The organism is Variovorax sp. SPNA7 (genome assembly GCF_033807855.1).
In the GTDB taxonomy this organism is placed as follows: domain Bacteria; phylum Pseudomonadota; class Gammaproteobacteria; order Burkholderiales; family Burkholderiaceae_C; genus Variovorax; species Variovorax beijingensis.
In genome coordinates this window covers 4,504,451-4,517,241 of the sequence record NZ_CP138513.1, presented here as the reverse complement: position 1 = coordinate 4,517,241, position 12,791 = coordinate 4,504,451, and the positions used below count along the sequence as shown (strand labels likewise).

Annotated in this window: 13 protein-coding genes; 12 read left to right on the top strand and 1 reads right to left on the bottom strand. The window is 61.4% G+C overall.

The genetic code is table 11. From position 1 onward, the window contains the following. Positions 1–7 precede the first annotated feature (7 nt). The 7 genes from RZE77_RS21010 to RZE77_RS20980 all read left to right on the top strand — a co-directional run bounded on the left by RZE77_RS21010 (position 8) and on the right by RZE77_RS20980 (position 6,985). Positions 8–1,579, top strand: a complete 1,572-nt coding sequence (locus tag RZE77_RS21010) for a hypothetical protein (protein ID WP_319439114.1) — start codon at positions 8–10, stop codon at positions 1,577–1,579. Then, positions 1,545–2,030: an ASCH domain-containing protein gene (locus RZE77_RS21005; protein WP_093218227.1), complete on the top strand. Its 486-nt coding sequence runs from the start codon at positions 1,545–1,547 to the stop codon at positions 2,028–2,030. The genes RZE77_RS21010 and RZE77_RS21005 overlap by 35 nt, the downstream gene beginning before the upstream one ends. A 713-nt stretch (positions 2,031–2,743) precedes the next feature. Continuing rightward, entirely contained in the window at positions 2,744–3,280 is a 537-nt protein-coding gene (locus RZE77_RS21000) for an HAD domain-containing protein (protein ID WP_319439113.1), read from the top strand. After that, the gene (locus RZE77_RS20995) at positions 3,277–4,227 is read left to right on the top strand and encodes a metallophosphoesterase (protein ID WP_319439112.1); all 951 of its coding nucleotides are present in this window, start codon (positions 3,277–3,279) and stop codon (positions 4,225–4,227) included. The genes RZE77_RS21000 and RZE77_RS20995 overlap by 4 nt, the downstream gene beginning before the upstream one ends. A gap of 91 nt (positions 4,228–4,318) precedes the next feature. Continuing rightward, positions 4,319–4,771, top strand: a complete 453-nt coding sequence (locus RZE77_RS20990; RefSeq protein WP_319439111.1) for an HAD domain-containing protein — start codon at positions 4,319–4,321, stop codon at positions 4,769–4,771. Further along, a complete protein-coding gene (locus RZE77_RS20985; RefSeq protein WP_319439110.1) occupies positions 4,768–5,604 on the top strand; it encodes a metallophosphoesterase in 837 nt (278 codons plus the stop codon). Before RZE77_RS20990 ends, RZE77_RS20985 begins: the two co-directional genes overlap by 4 nt. Beyond that, positions 5,585–6,985 (top strand): type II toxin-antitoxin system HipA family toxin, encoded by a 1,401-nt coding sequence (locus RZE77_RS20980; RefSeq protein WP_319439109.1) that lies wholly within the window; start codon positions 5,585–5,587, stop codon positions 6,983–6,985. Before RZE77_RS20985 ends, RZE77_RS20980 begins: the two co-directional genes overlap by 20 nt. A 155-nt stretch (positions 6,986–7,140) precedes the next feature. On the opposite strand, the gene RZE77_RS20975 is transcribed toward RZE77_RS20980, so the two are convergent. After that, positions 7,141–8,040 (bottom strand): LysR family transcriptional regulator, encoded by a 900-nt coding sequence (locus RZE77_RS20975; protein ID WP_319439108.1) that lies wholly within the window; start codon positions 8,038–8,040, stop codon positions 7,141–7,143. 99 nt (positions 8,041–8,139) lie between these two features. Here RZE77_RS20975 and RZE77_RS20970 point away from each other — a divergent pair, with 99 nt between their 5' ends. From RZE77_RS20970 to RZE77_RS20950, 5 genes are all read left to right on the top strand, one after another. Further along, positions 8,140–8,469 (top strand): nuclear transport factor 2 family protein, encoded by a 330-nt coding sequence (locus RZE77_RS20970; RefSeq protein WP_062472395.1) that lies wholly within the window; start codon positions 8,140–8,142, stop codon positions 8,467–8,469. Next, positions 8,466–9,248, top strand: coding sequence for an SDR family oxidoreductase (locus tag RZE77_RS20965; RefSeq protein ID WP_319439107.1), 783 nt, complete (start codon positions 8,466–8,468; stop codon positions 9,246–9,248). Before RZE77_RS20970 ends, RZE77_RS20965 begins: the two co-directional genes overlap by 4 nt. Positions 9,249–9,515: 267 nt before the next feature. After that, entirely contained in the window at positions 9,516–10,295 is a 780-nt protein-coding gene (locus RZE77_RS20960; RefSeq protein WP_139701817.1) for an alpha/beta fold hydrolase, read from the top strand. Between the two features lie 108 nt (positions 10,296–10,403). Beyond that, positions 10,404–11,381: an IS5 family transposase gene (locus RZE77_RS20955; protein ID WP_319439106.1), complete on the top strand. Its 978-nt coding sequence runs from the start codon at positions 10,404–10,406 to the stop codon at positions 11,379–11,381. A 202-nt stretch (positions 11,382–11,583) separates the two neighbouring features. After that, positions 11,584–12,609, top strand: a complete 1,026-nt coding sequence (locus RZE77_RS20950; RefSeq protein WP_319439105.1) for an IS110 family RNA-guided transposase — start codon at positions 11,584–11,586, stop codon at positions 12,607–12,609. Positions 12,610–12,791 lie beyond the last annotated feature (182 nt).

The following is a 12,791-nucleotide window of genomic DNA, read 5'->3' as shown; positions in this document are numbered from 1 at the left end:
GGATTGGGTGTTTGGCGACTTCCAGTCTCTCAAACCCAATCCGGATGAACACCGGATACAACCTATTGGAGCTTCACAACTAGCCCGCTCGGCGACCAGCGGCAAAACGGATCCGATGCAAGGCCTGGGTCAAATCTTTCCGAAGTTCGCAGCACCTTCAGGCGATGACTGGGATCAGTTCGTCAAAGAAATCGGCCCCATGGTGTTCCCGGAGCGCCATGCGGCAGAGAAATTGACGAAGAACGACCTGTCGGACTTGCGCCATCTCGCGACTGTCATTCATCACAATCTTGCGGGTCTGGTCACGAGCGATGGTTCGATCCGTGATGCCGCAGCGATGCTGCGCATCCGCTACGGGATCGAGGTTCTCTCTCCCGCAGCTTTCAAGATTCTTGGGGAGCTGGATTCCGGGATCGGTGCCATCACTGCAAGTACCCGAGTCACATTGGATCTGGAAGAGCTTGCATCGGGTCAGGAGCAGGGTGTTCGAGCCCTGTTGACCGATCTGGGCGTCTCGGTGAGCGGCCAGTCAAGCCATTGGGCTGCGGATGATGGACGCAACAGAGCATGCCATCGCTACATCGTGCTGGAAGGACCGCGCGTCATCGGCTATCTCATGTGGCCCAGCAGCTTCCGGGGTAGTACATGCGATGCCTTCATCGCGATCGATGAAAGCTCGGCATGTGCCAAGGATGCTGCACGCCTGATGATCGTTCACCTCACGGGGCGAGCAAAGGAGCAGGTTCAGCGCGTTCGTCTGAACCTCGCCCCGCAACAGGCTTCAGTGAGAGAAATCGCGTTGGAAATCGGTTTCACTGGCACAGACAAGACGCAGGAGCTGAACAAGGTTTCATTGAACGGTGTTCTTGTTCCCGAGAACTGGGCCGCACTGCGCGCCGAACTGTTGAAGGTGAGTGAGATTGGGCTCCCGAAAGCGATGCCCACTTTCCGGGATGCGGACCAATACTTCGAGCTGCAGCGCCCGGATGGCCAGCGTACGCAGTTGACAACCTTCGCCCTGGAAACCTTGCTCTCTCCGGCATTGATTTGCATGGCCGGCAGACCGGGTGTGCTCGTGCCGATTCAGCGGGATTATTCCGAGCATCTTCTCGATCACCTCGATCAGATGCAACTGCTCCCGCATGGCAAAGCGTTGCTGTATCAACAGCGCCACTACCTGAGTGCTCCCAGGACGCTCAAAGTGTTCCAGCGCGGCAGTCTCATGCTCTTCTACGAGTCGAACAAGGGTAAGGGCCTGAAGGCCGTTGTCGCAATCGCAAGAGTGATAAATGCGTACCTGAGCTCAGAAGGCGCCGTCGAGAGAGCAGACCTGGAGCGATCCGCGCTGGAACCAAGCGACCTCGTGGCGATCGGAAAATCTGAAACCAAAGCCGTGGTCGTCTTCGACAATCTGATGAAGTTGCCGCATCCGGTGCCGCTCGAAAGCCTCCGACGATTCGGTTGTGGCCAGGCAACCCAATTGCTCACGAGTCGTCCACTCACTCCTGATCAAATCCGAAACATTCTCCTTGAAGGACTCCAACATGAGCGCTCCGCAGAACGTCCTGATCTCTCTTGAAGAGCGGCACGCGGAAAAAATTCTTGATGGAACAAAGACCGTCGAGCTGCGCCGTCGCCCCATGCACGTCGCAATCGGTGCGACTGTCTGGTTCTATGTGAAAGTGCCGGTTGGCAGCGTGATCGGATGCGCCAAGGTGGCGGGCGTCCACACGCTTGCACCAAGCACGCTCTGGAATCGTTTCGGCCCGGTCTCTGGCCTTCAGCGCCGTGAATTTTTCGATTACTTCTCCGGGTTGCCGACGGCGTTTGCCCTGAACCTCAAGGAGCCCTGCAGGCTTGCAAAGCCGATTCCACTCAGCGAGCTGCGCGATGTTTCGAGCGGATTTCACCCACCGCAGTTCTTCGCGAACGTCGCGAGTGATGGCCCTCTGCTCTTGGCCATGAGTCGCGGTCTGCAGTCAAAGCGCTCAACTGGGCTGCGGCACGAACCAGCCCTTTCCCTCGTGTAGTTCCCTAGCGATCAAGTTGCGAACGCCATCTAACTCGGTGCCCCTAAGTCGGCTTTCTTCCACCACCATACTTGTGCAACGTCATCTGTGTGGGAATGGCTGAGTCGTTGTCATCATTGAGTTATTTGCTCCGTGCCGTACTACTTCACGGAGTAATTAAAGTGCGCATGAAAAATTAAAAAATCATGTGTGCGAAATAGTTTCCTCTACAAGAAGAGCGGCGATGTCATTTGATCGGAGGGTGGCAGCATTTCCACCTGGCGCAGAAGAAGAGTGGGGAATCGTCATCGACCAGTTGCGTGCACGCAGTGTCAGAAGCTAAGATGGCTCGGCATAGATCACTTTTGACTTTACGAATCCCCCATGTTCAAGCTCTCGGCCACTACCGCCAAATGCGTCAGCATCGATGCAGGTGTGGTTATGCGCGTGGTGATTCGCTCGGGATGTTCAGGCCAGTCGGCGAACCGAATAGCAGTGGTGGCATCGCCTCTTCTCGCTCTCGTTCCCCAGTCTTAAGGAGCTGACATTTTTGGCTCCATCTAGGAGCCCAGAATGTTCAGCCGAATCAGTTTTCTCCTCCTCTCTCCCTTGGGCACGCTGCCCAAATTGATGTTCCTTGGCGACTCGGCCGTAGTCAGGAAATCAAGCGGCTCAATCCCACGCAGATCGCCGACCTATGAGACACCACTGTTTCTGCTGGGGGCGAGGCCTCAATGGTGAAAGCGATGCCGATCCATGACGCCCCCGGCCGCGCCGGTGACTCCATCGATCTGCTGTTCCTGGATGTAGACGGTGTTCTTCATCCTGTCGGCGGGGACTACTCGTTCAGCAGCAGGTTCTTCAGCCATTTACCGCGGCTGGAAGCGCTTCTTCGAGAGTTCGAGTCTGTCGACGTCGTCATCTCGTCGGATTGGCGTCTGGCCGAAAGCATCGAACAACTGCAGCGGTATTTCAGCGATGACATCCGGCACCGGATCATCGGAGCGACGCCGCAGATTGACCCAAGTGTCGTCATCCGACACCGACGCCAGTTGGAGATCCAGGCTTGGCTCGACGGGAACGGCCGTAGCGACGCAGAGTGGGTCGCGCTTGACGATTGGCCCTCGAGCTTCGACGCAGGCTTCGCGCGGCTCGTGCTCACCGATCCCAAGCGGGCATTTGATCAGGACAGCTTCCAAGAGCTGCGCTCGCACTTCCTGCGGTTTGCGGCTGACCGATGCTTCGTCGCCACTTCGGCGCACATGAAATGAAACCACTTACCCCGTCAGGCCCCCATGCGCGATCCGAGCACAAGCAGTCAGCGCCAAAGCTGATGTTCTTCGGTGACCCTCACGGCGACTTCGCGCCCGTGATCACCGCGGTCGAACGCTTTCGGCCCGAGGCCATCGTGCTGCTGGGCGACATCCAGGCGCGCCAGCCCCTGCATGTCGAACTGCAGTCGATCCTGGACCTCACCGAGGTCTGGTTCATCCACGGGAATCACGATACGGACTCGGGCTCGGACGCCGCCTACGACAACCTGTGGGGATCGAAGCTCGCGCATCGAAATCTCGATGGCCGTGTGATCTCCGTCGCCGGGTACAGGGTCGCGGGCCTGGGCGGCGTCTTCCGCAGCAAGATCTGGGATCCGCGACGGCCGATTGAGGAAGCTGCGTTCCAGTCGAGCGATGCCATGCGCCGAACCATGAAGCGCGAAGAGCGCTGGCGCGACGGCATCTCGCGTCGGCACCGATCATCGATCTTCCCAGCCGTCTACCAACACCTACTGCGGAGCGGTCCTGCCGACATCCTGGTGACGCACGAAGCGCCTTCGGCTCATCCGCACGGCTGGCGGGTGATCGACCAGCTTGCCGAGAAGCTCGGCGTTCTGTTGGTGGTACATGGCCATCATCACCAGAACATAAATTATGCCGAGGAGGGCTTGATGCCCGCTGCGGCACCGTTTCGCGCCTTCGGGGTAGACATGGACTCGTACCTAGCATGGCCACGGGATCCGCACGAGAAGACTGGGTTTGGAAGTCCTTCACAAGACTTGCTGAATCTCGCTGAGCAAGTGTTCGGCGCAGAGGCCCGAGTATGGCTGGACAAGCCGCACGAATGGCTCGATGGCCAAACGCCAGCAGCGTTCGCCGCCGGAGGCGGTTCGAAGAAGGTGCGATCGATCCTTAACGCGATTCAAAACGGCGGGGTCGTGTGATCAACGCCGCGGCGCCCTTCTGCGCCTTCGACGCCGACATGGGCTTGTGCGTGACGTGGCCACTTGGCGGAAGCCGGCTGGGAGGTCCGGAGTGATCCTGTTCCTCGACTTCGACGGCGTGCTCCATCCCGAAGGGGAGGACCACATCCACAATGGCGGCGTCGACTTCTGCTTCCTGCCCCGGCTCGAGGCGCTCCTGCGCGAATTCCCGCATGTGAGGATCGTCATCAGCTCGAGTTGGCGCGAACAGCTTGCCTACCAGACACTCCTCAAACCGTTCTCCGAAGACATTCGAATCCGAATCATCGGCGCGACACCGCCTCGCGAATTCGGGCTTCCCCACCCATTCGCCCATCGCGAAGGAGAGATCCTCGCCTGGCTGCAGCTTCATGATGCCGTCGATGAGTCATGGGTGGCACTCGATGACGCCGCATGGCAGTTCGACAGGTACAAGGATCACCTGGTCGTCTGTGGGTCGTTCATTGGATTCGACGACAAGGCGAGTGCGGCGCTTCGGGCTCGCTTCGAAGAGGCATCCCGATGAAAGTACTGGTTCTTTCAGACCTTCATCTCGAGTTCGCCCCCTTCGAGCCAGCACCTGATCTCCAGTTCGATGTCGCCATCCTCGCCGGTGACATCCATTCGCCAGCAGCGGCTGCCCTCGAGTGGGCAGCGGACCGGTTTCGCGGCAAGCCAATCATTCAGATCGCTGGCAATCACGAGTACTACCAGTCAGTGATGCACCGAGAGCTGGTGGAGATGCGAAGCCGCGCCAAGGAACTCGGCGTCCATTTTCTCGATTGCGACGAGGTCGTGATCTCCGGCGTGCGCTTTCTTGGCTGCACGCTGTGGACTGACTTCCGCCTACGCATCGAAAATCCAGGCTTCGCGGGGCAGCCAGTGCGTCTGCTGTCCGATCGCCAGCGCTCCATGACGGAGAGCGCACGATACCTTGCCGACTACTCCGCCATCCGCATCGACGATCCGCAGACCTCCAACTCCCGCGGCACGCGGCGCTTGGTGCCGGCGGACACCTTGGAGATCCATCGGCGGCACCGCTCGTGGCTACGGGCGAAGCTGTCCGAGCCATTCAACGGGTCTACGGCGGTCGTCACCCACCACGCGCCGCACCGCAACTCTCTGGCTCCCCGGTTCGCTGGTGACTGGCTTTCGGGTGGATTCGTCAACGAGATGCCGCCCGACTTCTTCACGGTCCCGACACTCTTCGTGCACGGGCATACGCATGACAGCTTCAATTACGGAGTGGGCACATGCCGGGTGGTGTGCAACCCGCGCGGGTACTTGAACCGGAGGGGGCAATTCGAGAACAAGGATTTCGATCCTGGGCTTGTCATCGATGTTCAATCCTGCGCGTGAGACCACGATCGTTCAGATCCATCTGCGCGGCGAATGGCGCGCCGCTGCCACCGTTCAGGCCCTGGGCTCTAACCGTTGCCGCGTGGAATATCTTCCGGAGTACCTCTTCGGCGTCGACGACCCGGTGCCGATCGCATCCGGTCTGCCTCTCGAGTTGGAGCCGGACCGGTTCGTTGACGGCCCGACCGGGCAGGAGGTCGATCGGCGAGCCAGTGCATTCCTCTACGACCTCGTTCCGCAAGGAGAAGGTCGAAAGCACCTCCTCCAACGCTTACGACTCCAGGACGCAGAGAACCTGGTTTTGCCGCTCGTCATGGCCGGCGCCTTCAATCCCATCGGCTCCTTGAGATTCGACTCGGCGCTGCGGTTCTTTGATGAGGGGACACGGAACGCCGCCGGCACAGCAAAGACAGCTGGCTTCTCGGCGGAAGAGGTACTCGGACCCACCGATGAATTCCTCAACCATCTATCGACGCATGCAATGCTGGCATCTGGTACCACCGGGGTCCAGGGCGTGTCCTCCAAATACCTTCTAAGCACCGACAAAGAGGGGCGTTGGTTTCCAGATATGGCGCTGCCTGATGACCGTGCGCGCACTCATTGGCTTCTCAAGCTGCCACGCGGCAAGAGCACCGCGGATCGAACCGTGCTGCGAAACGAAGCCGCTTATCTGCGTTTGGCTGCGGCATGCGGGCTGTGCATGACTTCGGCACCGGAAGTGCGCGGCGACGTGCTGTTCGTGCGTCGCTTCGATCGCCAATTGGTGGAAGACCGCCTGCACCGCTTGCATCAAGAAAGCCTGGCGAGCGTGTGCGATCTGCGCGGTTTTGGATTTCCCAGAAGTCAGCAGACGCTATTGCGCGGACTGCGGTCCGTGGTGACCGATCCGCTCGGCGAGACGATCGAGTTCATGTTGCGCGACGTCCTGAACCTTGCCATGCGCAACACCGACAATCATGCGCGCAATACTGCTGTTCAGCGGCTGCCGAACGGCGTGGTGCAACTCACGCCCATCTTCGACTTTGCTCCGATGTTTCTTGATCCCGAGATCATTTCGCGTAGTTGTCACTGGCGAGCCGACGACGGCAAGGTGCAGCGCGTCTGGACGGAAGTTGTCGAAGGCCTGCAAGTAGATGACTGTGAGCGAGGCGCGATCGCGGAGGCCCTGCATCGCTTCGCGCCCAAGGTGGCAGCTCTGCCCGAAATGGCGAAAGATTGCGACGTCCAAGCGCAGGTCATCGAGGCCTGTCGGATGACCATTGATGCCCAGGCGCAACAACTCGAAGAATTGGCAGCCTTGATGCCCAGAAGGAAGGGATCAGTGACTAGTGTCATTAAGGAACGTCTGATCAAGTCCGCCGATGAACGATCGGAACGTTGATCACGCCTCGCAGCCGGAGATCGCCAAGTTGCTCGCGAGCCATGCGGAGTTCCGGCTGCCCGGCTCCTATCCGCGGAAATATTGAAGTCACCATCGAGCGACGCCGGCAGGGCCTGCCCGGCCCCCGGTCCGATCGCCGGGAAGAGAAAGTCCGCTCAGGGGTCTTTCTCCAGCATGCAGTCGATGAAGGCGCGCAGTGCGGCAGGGAAGTGGCGCCGGCTGGGGTGGTACAGGAACAGGCCAGGCCTTGCAATCGACCAGTCGGCGAGAACCTCCACCAGCCGCTCCTGGGTGAGCAGTGCATCGACGCGTTCGCGATCGAAGGCATAGACGATCCCCAGCCCTTGGAGTGCCGCAGCGACGCCAGTGTCCGAGTGGTTGGTGACCAAGGGTCCTTCCACCGCCACTTCGATCCGCTTGCCCTTTTTTTCGAACTCCCAGCGGTAGGCACTCCCGTCGCCCTGCAGGCGCCAGTTGATGCAGGCGTGGCCGTGTAGGTCGGCGGGGGACCGCGGTTTGCCGCGACGCTCCAGATAGTCCGGGGATGCCACGGCCACCATCTTCACGTCCGGCGTCAAGCGCACCGCGATCATGTCCTTCTCCAGCTTGCCCCCGACGCGGATGCCCGCATCGAAGCGACCGGCGACGATGTCGCTCAGGCCGTTGTCGACCACGATGTCCAGTGTCACTTCCGGGTGCGTCCGGTGAAACCGGCCCAGCCGGGGGCCGATCACCTGCCAGGCGGCCATGCCGAGGGTGTTGATGCGCAGCGTGCCGCGCGTCTGACCCGCCATCGCGCTGGCTTCATTCACCGCATCGGCCATGTCCCGGAAGAGCGGCGCGATGCGCCCGTACAGCTGCGCCCCGGTCGCGGTGGGGGCCACGCTGCGGGTCGTGCGGTTCAGCAGCCGCGTACCCAGCCGCGTTTCCAGCTGTCGGATGGTCTGACTCAGCGCCGAAGCAGACAGCCCCAGATGCTCGGCGGCGCGGGCAAAGCTCGCGCGTTCCACCACGGCAGCAAAGGCCTTGAGCTCGGCAAACTCCGATCCGCGCATTCTGTATCACCTTCTACATAGCTCGTGAAGATTCTAGGCGATTCACTTATTGATGCTCGGCGCGCATCCTGAGGTCTTCACATCCAAGGAGTCGTCACCATGAGTACCCTGATCCTTCCCGCTCCGATCGCCGCCTACTTCGCGGCCGATCGGCAGAACGCCGAGGCCCTGGCCCGCTGTTTCACGCCTCAAGCCATCGTGAAGGACGAGGGCCGCACCCACACCGGCCGCCGCGCCATCCAGGAATGGAAGAGCGCGACATCCACGCAGTACGCGTACACGGTCGAGCCATTTGCGCTGGACCACGCGGGGGAGTTCCAGGTCGTGCGGGCGCACGTGGCCGGCAATTTTCCCGGCAGTCCGGTTGATCTTCGATATCGCTTTCGCCTCGAACGCGGCTTGATTGCGTCGCTGGAGATCACGGCATGAGCTTCGATCTTCAACTCCAGGGCCAGCGCGCGCTGGTCACCGGCGGCACCAAAGGCGTTGGCGCCGCCGTCGTTCAAGGCCTGCGCGACGCCGGTGTGCAGGTGATGACCACGGCCCGCGCCGCGCCCGCGCGGCCCATCGGGGGCGTGATCCATGTGACCGCCGATCTGGCGACGGCTGAAGGCGCCGCCAAGGTGGCGCACTCGGTGCTCGGGCATTGGGCCGGCCTCGACATCCTGGTGCATGTGGTCGGCGGCTCCAGCGCACCGGGCGGCGGCTTCGCGGCCCTGGACGATGCCCAGTGGCTCGCCGAACTGAACCAGAACCTCATGCCGGCCGTGCGGCTCGATCGTGCGCTGCTGCCCGCCATGCTCGCGCAGGGCTCTGGCGTCATCGTCCACGTCAGCTCGATCCAGCGCCTGCTGCCACTGCCGGAATCGACGACCGCGTATGCGGCGGCCAAGGCGGCCTTGTCCACCTACAGCAAGGCGTTGTCGAAAGAGGTGACGCCCAAGGGCGTGCGCGTGCTGCGCGTGTCGCCCGGATGGATCGAGACCGAAGCGTCGGTGGCGCTGGCCGATCGCCTGGCCCAACAGGCCGGCACGGATTACGAGGGTGGCAAGCAGATCATCATGCAATCGCTCGGCGGCATTCCGCTGGGTCGACCGGCCAGGCCGCAGGAAGTTGCCGACTTGATCACGTTCCTTGTGTCACCCCGGGCGGGCTCGATCTCAGGGTCGGAACACCTGATCGATGGCGGGACCGTCCCGACGGTCTAGGCAAGGCCGCGGCCATCACCGGCACGGTACGAAAGCAGCTGGCTGCACACGCGTGCGATGGCGAGGGACTGCGTGCGTGGCAACGCCTCCCGCGGCGCCATTCGGATCGGACATCTTTATTGCGCATCTGCAGCGTGTCACGAAACGCCGTTTTGAAGAACAGCAATTCTTGCGCGTAAAGCTTCAACTTTGGCGTGATATTCGCAACCCTGTTCAACACGTTCTTTCCTACCATTTCGCTTCTCCCATCCACTCACAGGACATCCCATGAACTCACTGATTCGCAAGCTTTTGATCGCAGCCGCGACAACCGCCAGCATCGTCGGTCCCGGTGGCGGCGCCCATGCCCAACAGGTGCAGGCGAAAAACGTCGTGCTGGTGCATGGCGCCTTTGCCGATGGTTCGGGCTGGCGCGGCGTCTATGACGAGCTCATCGGCCGAGGCTACCGAGTCACCATCGTTCAGAACCCGCTGACGTCTCTGGCCGACGACGTGGCGGCGACGCAGCGCGCGCTCGCGCGCCAGGACGGTCCCACTATCCTCGTGGGTCACTCGTGGGGGGGCACGGTCATCACCGAAGCGGGCATCCATCCGAAGGTGGTGGGTCTTGTCTATGTCTCCGCGCTGTCGCCCGACGCCGGCGAGACCACAAGCGAACAGTACGCGGGATTCACGGCCCCCGACTTCGTGATCGACACGCAGTCGGACGGATTCGGATTCGTCAATCGGGAGAAGTTCAAGATCGGCTTCGCCGGCGATGCCAGCGATGCGGACGCCGCGTTCCTGCGTGATTCGCAGGTGCCGATCAACATGTCGGTGTTTGCGACCAAGCTCAATCACGCCGCATGGCGGACCAAGCCAAGCTGGGCGGTGATCGCGACCGAGGACAGGGCCTTCGACGTCCGGATGTTGCACAAGATGGCCAAGCGCATCGGCGCCACGGTTCAGGAGGTCAAGGCAAGCCATGCGGTATTCATGACCCAGCCGAAGGCAGTCGCCGACGTGATCGATCGAGCTGCCAGGGAGGGTGGGCGCCGGGCCCAGTGATTCCCTTGAATGCGAGATGGCCGTTGCGCGCTCGCTTCGTCTAAGGAAGGTCTGATCAAGAGCACGTTTCTTGCATGAATGACTGAACCCTGCAAAGGAGCAAGAGCGATGAGCCAGATCAGTTTTGCGGATGCCGAGCAAGCGGGCAAGAGGAAGAAGACGAGGCGCGAAGTCTTCCTTGCCGAGATGGAACTGGTGGTGCCGTGGAAGGCTCTTCTCAAAGTCATCGAGCCTCACTATCCAGTGGCAGGCCGAGGCCGCCGTCCCTACCCGCTGCAAGCCATGCTGCGCGTGCACCTGATGCAGAACTGGTTCGCCCTGAGCGACCCTGCGATGGAAGAAGCCTTGTACGAGATCGCCTCGCTGCGCACGTTCGCCGGACTCGGTCTGGAGGCGATCCCCGACGAGACGACCATTCTGAACTTCCGCCACCTGCTGGAAGCCAGCGATCTGGCCGAAGACATCTTCAAGCAGGTCAACGCCCACCTGGCCAGGAAGGGGCTGCTCCTGAAGCGCGGCTCCATCGTAGACGCAACCATCATCGCCGCGCCCAGTTCCACCAAGAACAGCACGGGCGAGCGAGACCCCGAGATGCACCAGACGAAGAAGGGCAACCAGTGGCACTTCGGCATGAAGGCGCACATTGCGGTGGATGCCGAGTCGGGACTGGTGCATACCGTGATGGCGACGGCCGCCAACGAAGCGGACGTGGAACAGGTGGCTGACTTGCTGCACGGCAAGGAAGAGCAGGTGTGGGCAGACTCTGGCTATCGCGGAGCACAGAGCCGAGTCAAGCGGGATGTGCAGTGGCACAATGCGGGCAGGCCCAGCGACATGGCGAAGATGCCCGAGGGCCGAGCCAAGGCCAGAGCACGCAAGCAGGAATACCAGAAGGCCAGCATCCGGGCGAAGGTGGAGCACCCGTTTCGGGTGATCAAGCGGCAGCTCGGCCTGGCGAAGGTGAGATTCAAGGGACTGGCCAAGAACACGGCGCATGTGATCACGCTGTTTGCGCTGTCGAACCTGTGGATGGCCAGGAAGAAACTGATTGCGATGATGGGACAGGTGCGCCTGCAGGCAGCGTGAAGGGAGCAAAGAGGCCTTCAAACACGTGGGATGCCCGGCGCGATGAGCCCGCAAGCGCGGCGGCACAACACGCACACTCGTCATCAAGCCAATTTACGACTTGATCAGATGGTATGGGCGCCCCCTCCCGCTGCTGCTTGCACCGCACTGCGGGTAGTGCCAGATTGACGATCCCACCGTCAACATCGAGATGGAGTTCATCATGGAACGTACCGTCATTGCCGTCGACATTGCCAAGAAGGTGTTTCAGCTGCACTGGGTCGAGATGGATACCGGTTGCATCGAGCGCTTGCAGTTGAAGCGCGCAAGGATGCTGGAGTGGTTTGCCAATCACGCTGCTGCGCTGGTCGTCATGGAAGCTTGCGGCGGCGCACACGACTGGGGTCGAGCTCTGATTGGATCGGGCCATGAGGTACGACTCGTCTCACCCAGGAAGGTGCGTCCGTTCGTGCAGAGGAACAAGACCGATGCCGCGGATGCGCAAGCAATCTGGACGGCGTGCCAGCAGCCCGGCATGCGCTTCGTTCCCGTCAAGACCGAGGCCCAGCAGATCGTGCTGTCGCTGCACCGGCTGCGCGCGCAACTCATGAAGAGCCGCATCATGCAGACGAACGAACTTCGGGGGCTGCTCTATGAGTTCGGCATCGTGCTACCGGAAGGTCACGCGGCACTGCTCAAGGCATTGCCTGACGCCATGTGCGATGCGAAGACCCGGCTGCCAGCGATGCTCATAGATAGCCTGGATGAGCAGCTCGTGCGGGTCCGGCAACTGCAGGCCGACATCGGCCTGATCGAGCGACGGCTCTCGCAGCAGATGCGGGAAATACCAGCCTGCAAGGCTGTCGCCGAAATCCCCGGCATTGGTCTTCTCACAGCCACGGCCGTCATCGCCAGCATGGGCACGCCGACAGCGTTCAAAGACGCCCGGGAGTTTGCTGCATGGATCGGATTGGTCCCTCGCCAGACCGGTACCGGTGGCCGGGTGCGGCAGTTGGGCATCAGCAAGCGAGGCGATGCTTACCTGCGAACGTTGTTGATGCACGGTGCACGAGCCGTCGTGATCAGATCCAAGGATGGACCGACATGGCCATGGTTGATCGCTTTGTTGCAGCGCCGACCGTACAGCGTGGCTGTCGCCGCGGTTGCGAATAAGCTGGCACGAACGATCTGGGCGGTTCTGGCACGCGGTCAAGCCTGGCGCCCCGAGGCGTGGCAGACCGCGCACTGACGACGAAGAGAACGAAGCAACCAGTTTGAAGGAGAGCAAGCGACCACGCGTGTGATGGGACAGACGGGTCGGACCGGGACGGGGACACTCCGATAGGGAACAAGAGCGCCAAGCTCGATGTTCAGATGGGAATCCCGTCAGCGAAAACCATCAGGGCCAGCGGGCATATCCGCCTGCACAAC

Excerpts from the sequence above, each read along its gene's own strand:
- RZE77_RS21005 (WP_093218227.1), top strand. The coding sequence starts at position 1,545 with ATGAGCGCTCCGCAGAACGTCCTGATCTCTCTTGAAGAGCGGCACGCG.
- RZE77_RS21000 (WP_319439113.1), top strand. The coding sequence starts at position 2,744 with ATGGTGAAAGCGATGCCGATCCATGACGCCCCCGGCCGCGCCGGTGAC.
- RZE77_RS20995 (WP_319439112.1), top strand. The coding sequence starts at position 3,277 with ATGAAACCACTTACCCCGTCAGGCCCCCATGCGCGATCCGAGCACAAG.
- RZE77_RS20985 (WP_319439110.1), top strand. The coding sequence starts at position 4,768 with ATGAAAGTACTGGTTCTTTCAGACCTTCATCTCGAGTTCGCCCCCTTC.
- RZE77_RS20980 (WP_319439109.1), top strand. The coding sequence starts at position 5,585 with ATGTTCAATCCTGCGCGTGAGACCACGATCGTTCAGATCCATCTGCGC.
- RZE77_RS20975 (WP_319439108.1), bottom strand. The coding sequence starts at position 8,040 with ATGCGCGGATCGGAGTTTGCCGAGCTCAAGGCCTTTGCTGCCGTGGTG.
- RZE77_RS20970 (WP_062472395.1), top strand. The coding sequence starts at position 8,140 with ATGAGTACCCTGATCCTTCCCGCTCCGATCGCCGCCTACTTCGCGGCC.
- RZE77_RS20965 (WP_319439107.1), top strand. The coding sequence starts at position 8,466 with ATGAGCTTCGATCTTCAACTCCAGGGCCAGCGCGCGCTGGTCACCGGC.
- RZE77_RS20960 (WP_139701817.1), top strand. The coding sequence starts at position 9,516 with ATGAACTCACTGATTCGCAAGCTTTTGATCGCAGCCGCGACAACCGCC.
- RZE77_RS20955 (WP_319439106.1), top strand. The coding sequence starts at position 10,404 with ATGAGCCAGATCAGTTTTGCGGATGCCGAGCAAGCGGGCAAGAGGAAG.
- RZE77_RS20950 (WP_319439105.1), top strand. The coding sequence starts at position 11,584 with ATGGAACGTACCGTCATTGCCGTCGACATTGCCAAGAAGGTGTTTCAG.